Origin of the sequence: Mariniradius saccharolyticus AK6 (assembly GCF_000330725.2) — a bacterium.
GTDB classification, from domain to species: Bacteria; Bacteroidota; Bacteroidia; order Cytophagales; family Cyclobacteriaceae; genus Mariniradius; species Mariniradius saccharolyticus.
The window spans coordinates 88115-101154 of record NZ_AMZY02000003.1; the positions used below are offsets into that span (position 1 = coordinate 88115).

Annotated in this window: 10 protein-coding genes and 1 riboswitch; of the genes, 7 read left to right on the forward strand and 3 right to left on the reverse strand. The window is 50.0% G+C overall.

Annotated features, from left to right (window positions below; translation table 11 throughout):
• The first annotated feature begins 17 nt into the window (after positions 1–17).
• Positions 18–1322, forward strand: a complete 1305-nt coding sequence (locus C943_RS01620; protein ID WP_008623610.1) for a hypothetical protein — start codon at positions 18–20, stop codon at positions 1320–1322.
• Here C943_RS01620 and C943_RS01625 read toward each other — a convergent pair.
• The gene (locus tag C943_RS01625; protein WP_008623611.1) at positions 1319–1882 is read right to left on the reverse strand and encodes a RidA family protein; all 564 of its coding nucleotides are present in this window, start codon (positions 1880–1882) and stop codon (positions 1319–1321) included. The genes C943_RS01620 and C943_RS01625 overlap by 4 nt on opposite strands.
• 192 nt (positions 1883–2074) lie before the next feature.
• Positions 2075–2174: riboswitch (SAM riboswitch) on the forward strand.
• Positions 2175–2230: 56 nt separating this feature from the next.
• On the opposite strand from C943_RS01625, the gene C943_RS01630 reads away from it, so the two are divergent.
• The 5 genes from C943_RS01630 to C943_RS01655 all read left to right on the forward strand — a co-directional run bounded on the left by C943_RS01630 (position 2231) and on the right by C943_RS01655 (position 8549).
• The gene (locus C943_RS01630; RefSeq protein WP_040478621.1) at positions 2231–3274 is read left to right on the forward strand and encodes a homocysteine S-methyltransferase family protein; all 1044 of its coding nucleotides are present in this window, start codon (positions 2231–2233) and stop codon (positions 3272–3274) included.
• The gene (metH, locus tag C943_RS01635) at positions 3267–5972 is read left to right on the forward strand and encodes a methionine synthase (RefSeq protein WP_040478624.1); all 2706 of its coding nucleotides are present in this window, start codon (positions 3267–3269) and stop codon (positions 5970–5972) included. Before C943_RS01630 ends, metH begins: the two co-directional genes overlap by 8 nt.
• A gap of 3 nt (positions 5973–5975) precedes the next feature.
• Positions 5976–6929 (forward strand): methylenetetrahydrofolate reductase [NAD(P)H], encoded by a 954-nt coding sequence (gene metF / locus C943_RS01640; protein WP_008623612.1) that lies wholly within the window; start codon positions 5976–5978, stop codon positions 6927–6929.
• Positions 6930–7344: 415 nt separating this feature from the next.
• Positions 7345–7632 (forward strand): Rossmann-fold NAD(P)-binding domain-containing protein, encoded by a 288-nt coding sequence (locus C943_RS01650; protein WP_040478629.1) that lies wholly within the window; start codon positions 7345–7347, stop codon positions 7630–7632.
• 68 nt (positions 7633–7700) lie between these two features.
• Positions 7701–8549 carry a hydroxymethylglutaryl-CoA lyase gene (locus C943_RS01655; protein WP_008623616.1) on the forward strand — a complete coding sequence of 283 codons (849 nt, stop codon included), beginning with the start codon at positions 7701–7703 and terminating at the stop codon, positions 8547–8549.
• A gap of 178 nt (positions 8550–8727) precedes the next feature.
• Here the strand turns inward: C943_RS01655 and C943_RS01660 are convergent, their stop codons facing one another.
• Entirely contained in the window at positions 8728–9573 is an 846-nt protein-coding gene (locus C943_RS01660; RefSeq protein ID WP_008623617.1) for a DUF4249 family protein, read from the reverse strand.
• Entirely contained in the window at positions 9573–11963 is a 2391-nt protein-coding gene (locus C943_RS01665) for a TonB-dependent receptor (RefSeq protein WP_008623618.1), read from the reverse strand. The genes C943_RS01660 and C943_RS01665 overlap by 1 nt, the downstream gene beginning before the upstream one ends.
• 111 nt (positions 11964–12074) lie before the next feature.
• On the opposite strand from C943_RS01665, the gene C943_RS01670 reads away from it, so the two are divergent.
• Positions 12075–13040: a vWA domain-containing protein gene (locus tag C943_RS01670; RefSeq protein WP_008623619.1), complete on the forward strand. Its 966-nt coding sequence runs from the start codon at positions 12075–12077 to the stop codon at positions 13038–13040.

The window sequence follows — 13040 nt, forward strand, 5'->3', positions numbered from 1 at the left end:
GGTCGAATATCAGCACGATGAGGAAGTTTGTATTCTTGGCGATGTTAATGGTTGTCCCCATTTTCCTGTTTGGTCAATCCAGCCAAACCAATAGGACGACTATGTACATGACCTATGGTCGGACAGGTGCCAACCTGCGCGAATTCAACAACATGCTTGCCTCCAAGGGGCTTTCTCCCATGCGCAACGGCTATTCCAACCTGAGTTTTGGATACCTGTATCGTTTCAATGACTTTGTTGTCGGGTTGGAATTGTTTCAAAACCACGGTCCCAAATCCAATTTCGATGGGTATGAGATCGACTACAACAGCACCCGGTTTTATTTGAATGTTGGATTCTCCTTTACGGAGGAGGGACGATTTCAATTGATCCATTACATGTCGATTGGCTCAGGTTTCCTCAATTTCCAGATGCTGCCCAATGCCGAACCCGAGACATTCCAGGCACTGATGGACAATCCGGCCCAAGGGTTTATCCTGCGGGAAGGAAATCTCCATAAAGGGACTTGGCACATGACGGGATTTTTGACCGAGATTGGGTTCCAAATGAGCTATGACCTTCCCATACCCGGCAGGGAAGAGGCGTTTGAGTTGTTGGCAAGGTTTGGCTATTCATTCAGCCCGTTCGAAGATTCCTGGAAAATGAATGGCATCCGGTTCAACGCAGCTCAAAGCGGCCCTTTCCTCAGAATCGGGGCAGGAATCACACTGCCAGACCAAAACTTCTTCTACCGCGATGCTTCTTTGGGTGCACACTTGGTATATGGCCAGCATTTCACAAGGCCAGATGAATTAAACACGGTTTTGGAAGAAAACGGACTTAGGCCATTCGAAGGTCGGCCAAACAACTGGGGCTTGAAGATTTTGGGGGAAACCAAAGGCTTCCTGTATGGGATGGATTTTTACAACCTTGGCCTTTCTGGAGATGCCAATGAGTCCAAAACCCAGACGCTGAACAGCCTTCGGATTTACGCCAATGCAGGCTTGAAGTTTTTTGAACAAAAGAATCTGGAAATGGGGGGCTTGGCGGGATTGGGTTATGGAAATATCCGGTACACGCTGACCGATAATTTCAAACCTGATTTCCCACTGTTGTTTGAAGAACCAAAACACGACGGCATGATGAAAAACGGTGGACTGATGGCAAAGCCTGAGGTATACATTGCCTACGGAATTCCCATTTCAATCAATAAAAGCCGCGTCATTCTTGGTTTACACGGAGGCTATGAACTGCCCCTAGCAAGGTATCGGTTGGGGGATTTGTCCATGAGCAAGTATATGGCCAATCCCTATCTTCAATTCAGTCTCGGGTTTCGGCCCTAGTCCTCGATCTCCACAATCAATTCCACTTCGACCGCAATATTCATCGGCAGGGAGTTGGTGCCGACCGCCGAGCGTGCATGTTTACCTTTTTCTCCGAAAACCTCCACCATCAGGTCTGAAAAGCCATTCACAACCTGTGGCTGTTGGGTAAAGTCAGCGGCACTGTTGACCAAGCCAAGCACTTTGACGATCCGCTTGACTTTGTTGAGGTCACCCAGTTCGGCTTTCAACACGGCGAGTTGCTGTATCCCAACAAGGCGCGCGGCTTCCCGGCCTTGTTCCACGCTGAGATCCGTCCCGAGTTTGCCGGTCACAAATCCACCTTCGGGGAGATTTGGGCCTTTTCCTGCCAAAAACAGCAGGTTTCCGACCCTCACTGCATTGACGTAATTGGCTACGGGTGCCGAAGCTTCTGGCAAGGCTAGGCCCAGTTCCCGGACTTTTTGCTCTGCATCCCAAGCCGCGGCAGGTGCTGACTCTGTCGCTTCCGCCTTTTTTTCGGCAGGTTTTACACAGGAGAAAGTGAGTAGGAGGAAGGCTGCAAGCAAGAATGATTTCATAGTATTCTGGATTTAGATGTGATTTTGAAGATAGACTGTTTTTCGGAAAACAAAAAGGTCAATCAGTTGACAGATTTCACTATCGGTTTTCAAATTTTCAACAAACAGGCCTTATCCATAGCGAACTAACAAAGCGGACAAGATTTTGTCAAAAAATTATCAAAATCCGTGAATAGGCTTTACATTTGGGCTTGCTTATCGAGAAAGACCGAGGGATGGGCCCTGCGACGTCTTAGCAACCTGAAACCAAGGTGCTAATTCCCCTTCCGGAGATGCCGGAAATAGATGAGCGGAATGAGTTTGTTTTTCTTCCGGTTCTTCCTCGCGTAAGTTTTTAAAATCAAGAAGATGAACAGAACCGAACTGCTGCTGCGGCTTTCCAAATCAAAAATCCTGATCCTCGATGGTGCCATGGGTACCATGATCCAGCGTTACCATTTGGAGGAAAAGGACTTTAGGACCCCCGAACTCGCAAACCACCCCAAGCCGCTAAAGGGCAACAACGACCTGCTTTCGCTCTCCAGACCGGATGTCATCAAGGATATCCACCGGGCCTATCTGGAAGTCGGCGCGGATATCATCGAAACCAATACCTTCAGCGGGACCTCGATCGCGCAGGAGGACTATGGGACGCAGCATCTCGCCTACGCGATCAATTTCCAGTCTGCCAAAATCGCAAGGGAAGTGGCGGATGAATTCACCGCTAAAAATCCGGATAAACCCAGGTTTGTCGCGGGTGCGATTGGTCCGACCAATAAGACTGCCTCGATCTCTCCCGATCTCAATGACCCCGGTTTTCGGGCAGTTACCTTTGACCAATTGGCATCGGCATTCAAGGAACAGGTGGAGGGCTTGCTGGACGGAGGCGTGGATATTTTGTTAGCAGAAACCATCATCGACACGCTGAACGCAAAAGCCACACTTTTCGCAATTCAGGAGGTTTTTGAGGAGCGGAATATCCCCCTGAATCCCGAAGAGGGGGGCATTCCCATCATGATTTCGGGTACGATCACGGATGCTTCAGGCAGGACGCTGTCCGGGCAGACGACCGAGGCGTTTTTGATCTCGGTATCCCACGTGCCGCTTTTCAGCGTCGGGTTGAACTGCGCCCTTGGGGCAAAGGAACTCAGGCCTTACCTGAAGGTTTTGTCCGAAAACGCTCCCTTCCTGGTGTCGGCTTATCCAAATGCCGGCCTTCCCAACGAATTCGGGCAATACGACCAGGGTGCCCTGGAAATGGCCGCACAGATAGAGGATTTCCTCAAGGAAGGACACGTCAATATCCTCGGTGGCTGCTGCGGCACCACGCCGGCGCACATTGCCGAGATCGCCAAGATCGCCCAAAAATATTCCCCACGACACATAGAACTGGCAGCGACAGGAGATGAGTAGGATACACAACCCCCAAGCTTTGAAACTTTCGGGTTTGGAGCCTTTGGTCTTCACGCCCGAGATCAACTTTGTCAACATCGGCGAGCGCACCAACGTCACGGGCAGCAAGAAGTTTGCCCGCCTGATACTCAACGGCCAATACGACGAGGCCTTGGAGGTGGCTTTGGACCAAGTGCGGGGCGGCGCGCAGATATTGGACGTCTGTATGGACGAAGGCATGCTCGACGGCGTCGCCGCGATGCGACGCTTTCTCAACCTGATTGCCTCAGAGCCCGAGATCAGCCGGATACCCATCATGATCGATTCCTCCCGTTGGGAGATCATCGTCGAGGGATTGAAATGCGTCCAAGGCAAGGGCATCGTCAACTCCATCAGCCTGAAGAACGGCGAGGAGGAATTTATTCGTCAGGCCAGGACGATCAAGAAATTCGGCGCTGCGGTGGTCGTGATGGCCTTTGACGAAAAAGGCCAAGCAGATACGTACCAGCGGAGGATTGAGATCTGCAAGAGGAGCTACGACATCCTTGTCCAGCAGGTCAGGTTCAATCCACAGGACATCATCTTCGACCCGAATATTTTCCCCGTCGCCACGGGGATGGAGGAGCACAGGAAAAACGCCCTGGACTTTTTCCATGCAACCCAATGGATCAAACAGAACCTCCCCGGCGCCAAAGTGAGCGGTGGCGTCAGCAACGTGAGTTTCTCTTTCCGGGGAAATGATCCGGTCCGCGAGGCCATGCACGCCGCATTCCTTTACCACGCGATCCGGCACGGGATGGATATGGGCATCGTCAACCCAACCATGCTGGAAGTGTACGACGATATCCCGAAGGACCTCCTCCAAAAAGTGGAGGATGTTCTTTTCGACCGCTCCGAAGATGCGACGGAGCAACTGCTGTCGTTTGCCGAGACGGTCAAATCCGCAGGGAAGAAGGAAGCCCAAAGCGAGGCTTGGCGTACCGAAACCGTGGAGAAGCGCATCGAGCATGCCTTGGTAAAAGGAATCATCGATTATGTCATTGAAGATACAGAGGAAGCCAGACTCAAGTACCAGAGCCCGCTAAAGGTCATCGAGGGCCCCTTGATGGACGGGATGAACGTCGTCGGAGACCTGTTTGGGGAAGGGAAGATGTTTTTGCCCCAGGTCGTCAAATCCGCCCGCGTGATGAAGAAGGCCGTCGCCTACCTCGAACCCTTCATGCCCACGGCTGCTGACACCGGCCTGCCGACGGAACAAAGCAGCCTGAAGAGGATACTGCTTGCCACCGTCAAGGGCGACGTACACGATATCGGCAAGAACATCGTTGGTGTCGTCCTTGCCTGCAACAGCTACCAGATCATCGATCTCGGCGTGATGGTGGATGCGCAAAAGATCATCGACGAGGCCATCAAGAACAAAGTGGACATCATCGGTCTCAGCGGATTGATCACGCCTTCCCTGGACGAGATGGTCTATGTCGCCTCTGAAATGGAGCGGCAGGGCCTGAAGATCCCCCTGCTGATAGGAGGAGCCACGACGTCAAGGATCCATACGGCCGTCAAGATCGACCCCGTCTATTCTGGCACGGTGGTCCATGTGACGGACGCCTCGAAGTCCGTGCCGATTGCCGGAGAGGCGATTTCTTCGGAGACAAGGGAAGCTTACCGTCTTGAGATCAAGGAAACATACAGGCAGCTCAGGGAAGAGCACGAGGCCAAGCAACAGGTGAAGCAGATGGCCACTTTCGAAGAGGCGGTCGCCAATCCGGTGTTTATCGATTGGGAACATTTCAGTCCCACGGTTCCGAACCTTCAGGGGACGAAAGTCCTGCACGACCTTGATTTGGCCGTTTTGCGCAACTATATCGACTGGACTCCATTTTTCAGCACTTGGATGCTTTCGGGCAAATACCCCAAAATCCTCGAAGATCCCGTCGTCGGGGATGAGGCCAAAAAGCTCTTCGCCGATGCCAACCGGATGCTTGATGACATCATCAGGGAAAAATGGATACAGGCCCGGGCCATCGTCGGCATCTATCCCGTGCAGCGGGATGGCGAGGATGTGCAGGTATTGGTCGACGGTCGGCCGGCGCAGAGGTTCCATTTTCTCCGCCAACAGGGGAAGAAGGGCAAGGGCGTCCCCAACCGCTCCTTGGTGGACTACATCCATCCCGGGGAGATAGACTTCATGGGCTTCTTTGCAGTGACGGCAGGCTGGGGGATCGAGACCAAGCTGAAGGAGTTCCAGGAAAAGCACGACGACTACCACGACATCATGCTCAAGGCGCTTGCGGACCGATTCGCAGAGGCAGGTGCCGAATACCTGCATGCCATGGTGCGCAAAGAGTGGTGGGGTTATGCCCCCGACGAGGACCTCGCCAACGATGACTTGATCCGCGAATCCTACATCGGCATCCGTCCGGCACCGGGGTATCCTGCCTGTCCGGAGCATTCGGAGAAGAAGACCTTGTTTGAGTTGTTGGAAGTGGAGAAAAACACCGGCATCGTGCTGACGGATAGCTTTGCGATGTATCCGACGGCATCGGTGAGCGGCTATTATTTTGCCCATCCCGAAAGCAAATATTTTGGTCTGGGGAAAATAGGGGAGGATCAGGTCAGGGACTATGCCCGTCGCAAGGGCATCACCAAGGCCCATGCCGAAAGACTCCTTTCCCCCAATTTGGGCTATTCCCCATCCTTATCAGTTGTAGAAAAATAGATCATGAAAATCACCGAATATATCCAACAGGCATCCAAAACCCTGTTTTCTTTCGAAATCCTCCCCCCACTAAAAGGCCAAAGCCTCAAGGAGCTCTGCGAAGGCATCGAGCCGCTGATGGAATTCAAGCCGCCCTTTGTGGACGTGACCTATCACAGGGAGGAGTTCATTTATAAAAAGCACCCGAACGGACTTTTGGAAAAGATCAGTACCAAAAAGCGTCCGGGAACAGTTGGTATCTGTGCGGCGCTGATGAACCGCTTTCAGGTGGAGGCCGTGCCGCATTTGCTTTGTGGAGGATTTACAAGGGAGGAAACCGAAAACGCCCTGATCGACCTCAACTTCATCGGCGTGCAGAACATCCTTGCCCTCAGGGGGGACGCGCCCAAAAGCGAGGGAAAATTCATTCCCGAACCTGACGGGCACGCTTATACAAAAGACCTTGTGAAGCAGATCGTGGGCATGAACCAAGGCAGGTACCTGCACGAGGAGACGGAGACGGGCTTCCATACCGATTTTTGCGTAGGGGTTGCAGGCTATCCGGAGAAACATTTCGAGGCGCCGAACCTGAAGTCCGATCTCAGATACCTCAAGGAAAAAGTGGACGCGGGCGCCGAGTACATCGTGACGCAGATGTTTTTTGACAACCAGAAGTTTTTTGATTTCACCAGGAAAGTCCGGGAAATGGGAATCGATATCCCGATTATTCCGGGGATCAAGCCGATCACGACACTCAGCCAGATCAGCATGTTGCCGAGGACCTTTTTCCTCGACCTTCCCGACGCGCTCATGGACGAGTTGGAGAAATGCAAAACCAACGCGGAGGTCAAGGAAGTGGGTATCCGTTGGGCGATCCAACAGAGCAAAGAGCTCGTAAAGCACGGCGTTCCCGTCCTGCATTACTACACGATGAGCAAGGCCGACGCGACTTACAGGATTGCGAAGGAGGTGTTTTAGATTGGAAGATTTGAAAGTTGAAAAATTGGTAAAACAGCATCGATTTGTTTCGATTGAGGGTTTTCATCGACGATTTTTGGAAGAAGTAACCATGCTGCGTTGGCATTTTACTTTTGAAAGTCTTGGACCAGATTGGCGGGTTGGCTGGAATAGAATGCTTGTATCGCCGACCTTTGAAACCTCAATCCTTGCAAAAATTCCAACAAGCAACGTTTTTGGTCATCGATCTTCTGTCTTCGTTTCGAGATGCTATTGACTTTGAATTAGGTGGCAAGGCAGCTGAATTCAAAACCATAAATTTTTCTGCTTCCCACCATCAAAAGAATAAAGGTTTGGATCGGTGTTTTCGGGGCATTTTCCCAAAACTTCCTTGGGAGATCTACGTGACAAAGATCAAATCCATAAGCTATTCTTTATGAAAAAATCCGTCACATTGCTGTTCCTCGCTCCCTCGCTGATGTTTGCTTCCTGCAATGATTTGGGAAAAAAAGTGGAGGGCCAAATCCAATCTATCTCCGAAAAGGCAGATAAGTTGGATTCCCTCGTCAACAGGGAAATCGAAAAAATGGAATCGCTCGACTCATTGATCAATATTGAAACAGACAAGATCATCCGGATGGATTCCCTTCTTGAAAAGTCTACCCAAAAAATGGATTCCTTGGTCAACAGTAAGATTGACCGGTTCAACAAAATCGTGAACTAGCCCTTGTTGGTCTTCAAGCAGGTTTTTGGGCTCGGGTGGGTTTGGAGAAAAAGTCCTAATTTCAAGCCATGATCAAACTCATCGAATGTCCCCGGGATGCCATGCAGGGTTTGCATGGATTTATTGATACGGCCATCAAGGCCGCCTACATCAACCAACTCCTGCATGTGGGTTTTGACACGATTGATTTTGGGAGCTTCGTTAGCCCAAAGGCGATTCCCCAGATGCGCGATACCGCCGAGGTTTTGGACCAATTGGACCTTTTTGGTACCCATTCGAAGCTGTTGGCCATCGTGGCCAATGTCCGCGGCGCCGAGGATGCGCTGCTTTTTCCACAGATTGACTACTTGGGATTTCCGCTTTCCCTTTCCGAAACTTTTCAGCAACGCAATACCAACAAGTCCATTGCTGAGGCGATGGAGACCGTCGATGAGATCCAAAACCTCTGCCAGATCAAGGGCAAATCCTTGGTCGTATACTTGAGTATGGGTTTTGGGAATCCCTACGGGGAGGCTTATTCTCCGGAGTTGGTCGCGGATTTTGTGCAGCGGCTGGACCAGATGGACATCCGGATCATTTCCTTTGCGGATACGGTCGGGACTGCCGAGTCGGATTTGATTCGGGATTTGTATAGGGTGCAGGCGGGGGCATTTCCGCATGTAGAGTTTGGAATGCACCTGCATACCCGACCCGAGCAGATGCATGGGAAAATCAAGGCAGCACTCGAGGCGGGTTGCCAGAGGTTTGATGGGGCGCTGAAGGGTTTTGGAGGCTGCCCGATGGCCAAGGACGAGTTGGTGGGTAATGTCGCCACCGAGCAGTTGATCGATTTTTTGGAATCAGAAGGCCAGCAGTTGCAGGTCAATAAGTCGGAATTGCGGGAGGCCTTGAAGCTTGCTAAGGTGGTGTTCGGGTAACGCGGGGTTTCTCGCAAAGACTGCTAAGGTGCAAAGAACACGAATCATTGCTAGTGTTCAGTTGGCAGGGGCAGTATTCGTTCTGGAATATCAGTTTGCCTTTATGGCCTTTTCGAGTACAACAATCTTATGCGACTTTTTGCCGCTACTTTTCTTGTCGAGTTCCATTTCTCGGTCCCTATTCATCTTCTTCCGCTTCTCCTGGGTCGATGATGATTGTTTCCGACAAGAATGGACTTGCCATGAAATAACCCAAAACCTGGCCTCCGCCGGACTTCACTTTGATGTTGGAGGTCGGGTTTTGAGGTGGGGGTGAAAACAATCCTCCATCGTTGAAAAGCAGCCCCACGAGCTGATTAAGGTAATCAAATGCGTCTTGGTTGAGGCGATATAGCTCAAGCCGAACTTTGTCATTTTTCTTGAACGGAAATCCATTCAGTTCAAAGCCGTTGTCGAGTATATTAGTACCGAAAGTGTCGTCAAACAGCAGGTAATCGAAACGGCTGTTGAGAAGCGTATCATTTTTCACCATGCGGATTCGGTAGTTGTTGTCATCGGCAAAGGGGATTTTCCCATAAACCGTTAGGTAATAGCCCTCTTCCCGGAAGATACGCTCCTCCCTGAAATTGTACACAATGCTGTCAAGCAACGGAGGGAAAAGGATCGTCCCCGTACTGCTGTATTCCTTTTCCCCAATCTTCACGCTGAGCTCATAGGACTCGCCCAAAGTCCCGCTAATATTTCGTTCGGCGACATATTTTTTGGTTTCCTGGTTGAACCTGAAATTAACCTGGCCGCCAGTACGCAGATTCCGGATGCTGACTTGGGCATTTTCCTCCACTTCGAAACTTGCGGTATCATAGTAGTCCTTCGAATAACTGACCCGGACTTGGTTGATAGAAGGATTGTCGGTCCAAAGGGCCTCAATGACAGGTATCGGCTCCGTGTTTTCCAGAGGCAAAAACACTTCTTCTTGGCAGGAGAAGGAAACAATGGCAATCAGAGGAAGCAACAGGCGACGCATCAGAATTTGAAATTATAGGTCAAGGCGGGCAAGAAAGTAAACAGGTAAGTCATGACGACTCCGGGACGTACCGATTCTACAGGGACACTCGAGTCTTGGTCAAAGCGGAAATCGTCATTGATGATATCGGTAAACTGGTAGGTAAATGGATTCTTTCGGCCATAAAGGTTGTAGACGCTGAAGTTCCAGCTTCCACGCCATTTTCTCCCTTTGTCTTTTCCTTTCCAAGTCACGGATGCATCCATGCGGTGGTAGTCTGGAAATCGGTCTGTATTCCGCAGGTCATTGTACAGTGGAATTTTCTGGCTGTCCACTTCATAGGTCCCAATGGGGAAAGTAACGGCTTGGCCAGTCGTGTAGACGAAAGTGAGTGCGGCTGACCAATGCTTCGAAAACTCATGGTTGAGCACCAAATTGACATCATGCGGTCTATCGAAGCGTGGATTGTACCACTGGTCGAGACTGATGCCGGGGATTTTTCTCCAAGTCCGTGAGTAAGTATATCCAAGCCAACCGGTGGTTTTGCCGATATTTTTTCGGACCAAAAACTCCAATCCGTACGCATATCCTTGTCCTGATAGCAGTTCCGTTTCCACATTGTCACTGAACAAGACGCTGGCGCCCTGACGCAAGTCAACCACGTTACGGAAGTCTTTATAATAACCTTCCACCGATATTTCCCATTTGCCTTCGGCAAGGTTTTGGAAAAAACCAACTGACGTTTGGTCGCCCCGCAGCGGCTCAATATATGTTCCCGCCGGAATCCACCGATCAATCGGCAATCCCGCAGAACTGTTGGAAGCGACCTGTACGAACTGATGATTTCTGTTGAAAGCTGATTTAAATGAAAGGTTGGGAGAAATCAAATACCGGAGGGAAATCCGCGGTTCGAATCTTTGGTAGCCCTTCATGTTTTGGAACCGGTCAAAGCGCAGCGTGTCCAAAATCTCCGCTTCACGGTCGGGAACACCTCCTGCGTAGGTATAAATCACACCCTGCCCGATCTCGTTGTATAGGGCCAATCTCAACCCTGCTTCGACCATCAATTTCTGACCGATATCCCCCGAAACGGAGACAAAAAGATTGTTTTGAACTCCCGTGCTGGGGTTTGTATTAAGGTCATCAAGATCACTTTCCGGTGCAGTTTCCAACACGATGGGCGAGAAATGATAAATCTGACCTTGATAGCCGGTTTTTAACACAGAATTGTTTGGGCCCAACCAAGTCCACTCGGCACGCACGCCCGATTCCGAAAGCCTACTGGTCCAGTTGAAACCGTCCTGCGGATCCTGGAATTGCACTTGGTATTGGTACTTGCTGTGGTAGGCATTCAGGTCAAAGAATTTGTTGGAGCTGATGTTTCGGTTCCAATTGAAGGCCGTCACGAAGTTGTTCCAGCCTAAGCCAAACTGCCTCGAAATGCCCAAAAAGTCTGAGCCATAGTAAGAGGAAAATGAGATTTTATCCTTTTCACCAGCCCTAAATGTAAACTTTCCACTCAGATCATAGAAATAGAGGTCGTTTTGGTTGATGTCGGGATTGCTGGAAAGCCGCAGGAATGCATCCGCATAAGTCCTTCTCCCGGACACGATGAAGGAGGATTTGTCGGAGAAAAGCGGCCCGTCTACGGTTAGCCGTGAACTGATGGAACCGATTCCACCCTCGCCACGGATTTGTTCGAAGTTGCCCTCCCTGAGCGATACATCTACAACGGAGGATACTCTTCCCCCGAGGTTTGCCGGGATATTTCCCTTGTAAAACTCGACACCGCATAAGGCATCGGGGCTGAAAACAGAGAAAAAGCCGAAGAAATGCGATGGATTGTATACAGGCGCTCCGTCCAATTGGATGAGGTTTTGGTCTGCAGAGCCACCCCGCACAAACAAGCCGGTCGTCCCTTCGCCGGCAGTTTGCACGCCGGGTAGTAATTGGAGGCTCCGCAAAATATCGACTTCACCAAAGAGCGCCGGAATATTTTTGATTGTCTCGATCGGCACCGAGGATTTCCCCAATTCAATGCCTTTGATATTGTCTTCGGGATTGCGTCCACGAATGATGATTTCTTCGAGCGAAAGCGCTTCAGCTTTTAGAAAAAAGCGCAACTCCTTTTGCAAGTCATTGGTGGTAATTACCCGAATAGAAGGTTCAAACCCTATAAAGGAAACGATCAGCTTGGCGGGCAACTCCACCAAAGCAATTGAGAAATTTCCACTCAAATCGGTCACCACGCCCTTTTGCGGGTCGGATTCCCAATAAACATTGGCGCCTGGCATGGGCAGATTTCCTTCCACATCCATCACAGTCCCGGTTAGGGATTTCGCCTCCTGGGCAATCGAAAAGTTGAACGCTAAGCAAAGGATAATCAGAAGACTGGGTAGTAAAAACTTCATAAGTTGGCGGCAATTCCCAACGGATAACGGAATTAGTGCATTGGGTGTTGAAAATTATCGCATTAAATTCTAATGCGTTGGCAATTGGTCAATATTTTTTAATTTCAGCCCATGATTTGGGCGTATCCGGATGTGAGTCTAGTTAGTTATTTGGCCATTTTTTTTGGCGTTTTGTACTTTATCTACCTGTTTCGGTTTTATAAAATCAACCAGAAGCTAAAGGTCAAAAAGCGCCAACTCGTTTTCAAGTTGGTCTTGAGGACGAGTTATTTTATACTTTTTCTGATTGCATTGTCAGGACCTTCGATCGGCACTTCCATGAAGGAGATCAAAGAGGAAGGAAAGGATATCTACCTTGCGGTGGATCTTTCGCAATCCATGAACGCCACCGATATTGGTCCGAGTAGATTGCAGCGGATTCGGTTTGAGTTGAAGAATCTGGTCAAGCAGTTTGCAGGAGATCGGATGGGCTTGATCATTTTCAGTTCCGAGGCCTTTTTGCAGTGTCCTTTGACCTTTGACCAAAATGTCCTTCAGCTTCATATCGACGGATTGAATACCGGCTTGGTTCCAAATCAAGGCACAGACCTTGCCGCGCCGTTGGGATTGGCTTTGGATAAATTCAACAAGGAAACATCAAGCCAACCCAATTCGAAGTCAATTGTATTGATCTCGGACGGGGAGGATTTTGAAAAAAACTATGAAAGTATCATTCCCGATCTCAATGATCAAGGGATCAAGGTATTTTCCCTTGGTGTCGGTACAAGTCAGGGAAGTACGATTCCCAGGGGTAATGGAAAAGTAATCGACAAAAACACCAATCAACCTGCGATTTCAAGGCTTGAAACAGAAAGTCTCAAATACGTGGCCACACAAACAGGAGGTGCGTACTTCGAACTCAGCGATGCAGTGCAGGAGATACCAGATTTGATCGCAGCTTTGGAAAGACAAGAAGGAACTTTGACAGGCACCCGCATGGTAGAAGCCTCCGCCAACAAATATTTCTATTTCCTATTGGTAGCCTTGGCCTTAGCCATGCTCGATCTGATGCTGCCTCTAAAAACCATCAAACTCTAG

Excerpts from the sequence above, each read along its gene's own strand:
- C943_RS01650 (WP_040478629.1), top strand. The coding sequence starts at position 7,345 with ATGAAAAAATCCGTCACATTGCTGTTCCTCGCTCCCTCGCTGATGTTT.
- metH (WP_040478624.1), top strand. The coding sequence starts at position 3,267 with ATGAGTAGGATACACAACCCCCAAGCTTTGAAACTTTCGGGTTTGGAG.
- C943_RS01665 (WP_008623618.1), bottom strand. The coding sequence starts at position 11,963 with ATGAAGTTTTTACTACCCAGTCTTCTGATTATCCTTTGCTTAGCGTTC.
- metF (WP_008623612.1), top strand. The coding sequence starts at position 5,976 with ATGAAAATCACCGAATATATCCAACAGGCATCCAAAACCCTGTTTTCT.
- C943_RS01630 (WP_040478621.1), top strand. The coding sequence starts at position 2,231 with ATGAACAGAACCGAACTGCTGCTGCGGCTTTCCAAATCAAAAATCCTG.
- C943_RS01625 (WP_008623611.1), bottom strand. The coding sequence starts at position 1,882 with ATGAAATCATTCTTGCTTGCAGCCTTCCTCCTACTCACTTTCTCCTGT.
- C943_RS01655 (WP_008623616.1), top strand. The coding sequence starts at position 7,701 with ATGATCAAACTCATCGAATGTCCCCGGGATGCCATGCAGGGTTTGCAT.
- C943_RS01620 (WP_008623610.1), top strand. The coding sequence starts at position 18 with ATGAGGAAGTTTGTATTCTTGGCGATGTTAATGGTTGTCCCCATTTTC.
- C943_RS01670 (WP_008623619.1), top strand. The coding sequence starts at position 12,075 with ATGATTTGGGCGTATCCGGATGTGAGTCTAGTTAGTTATTTGGCCATT.
- C943_RS01660 (WP_008623617.1), bottom strand. The coding sequence starts at position 9,573 with ATGCGTCGCCTGTTGCTTCCTCTGATTGCCATTGTTTCCTTCTCCTGC.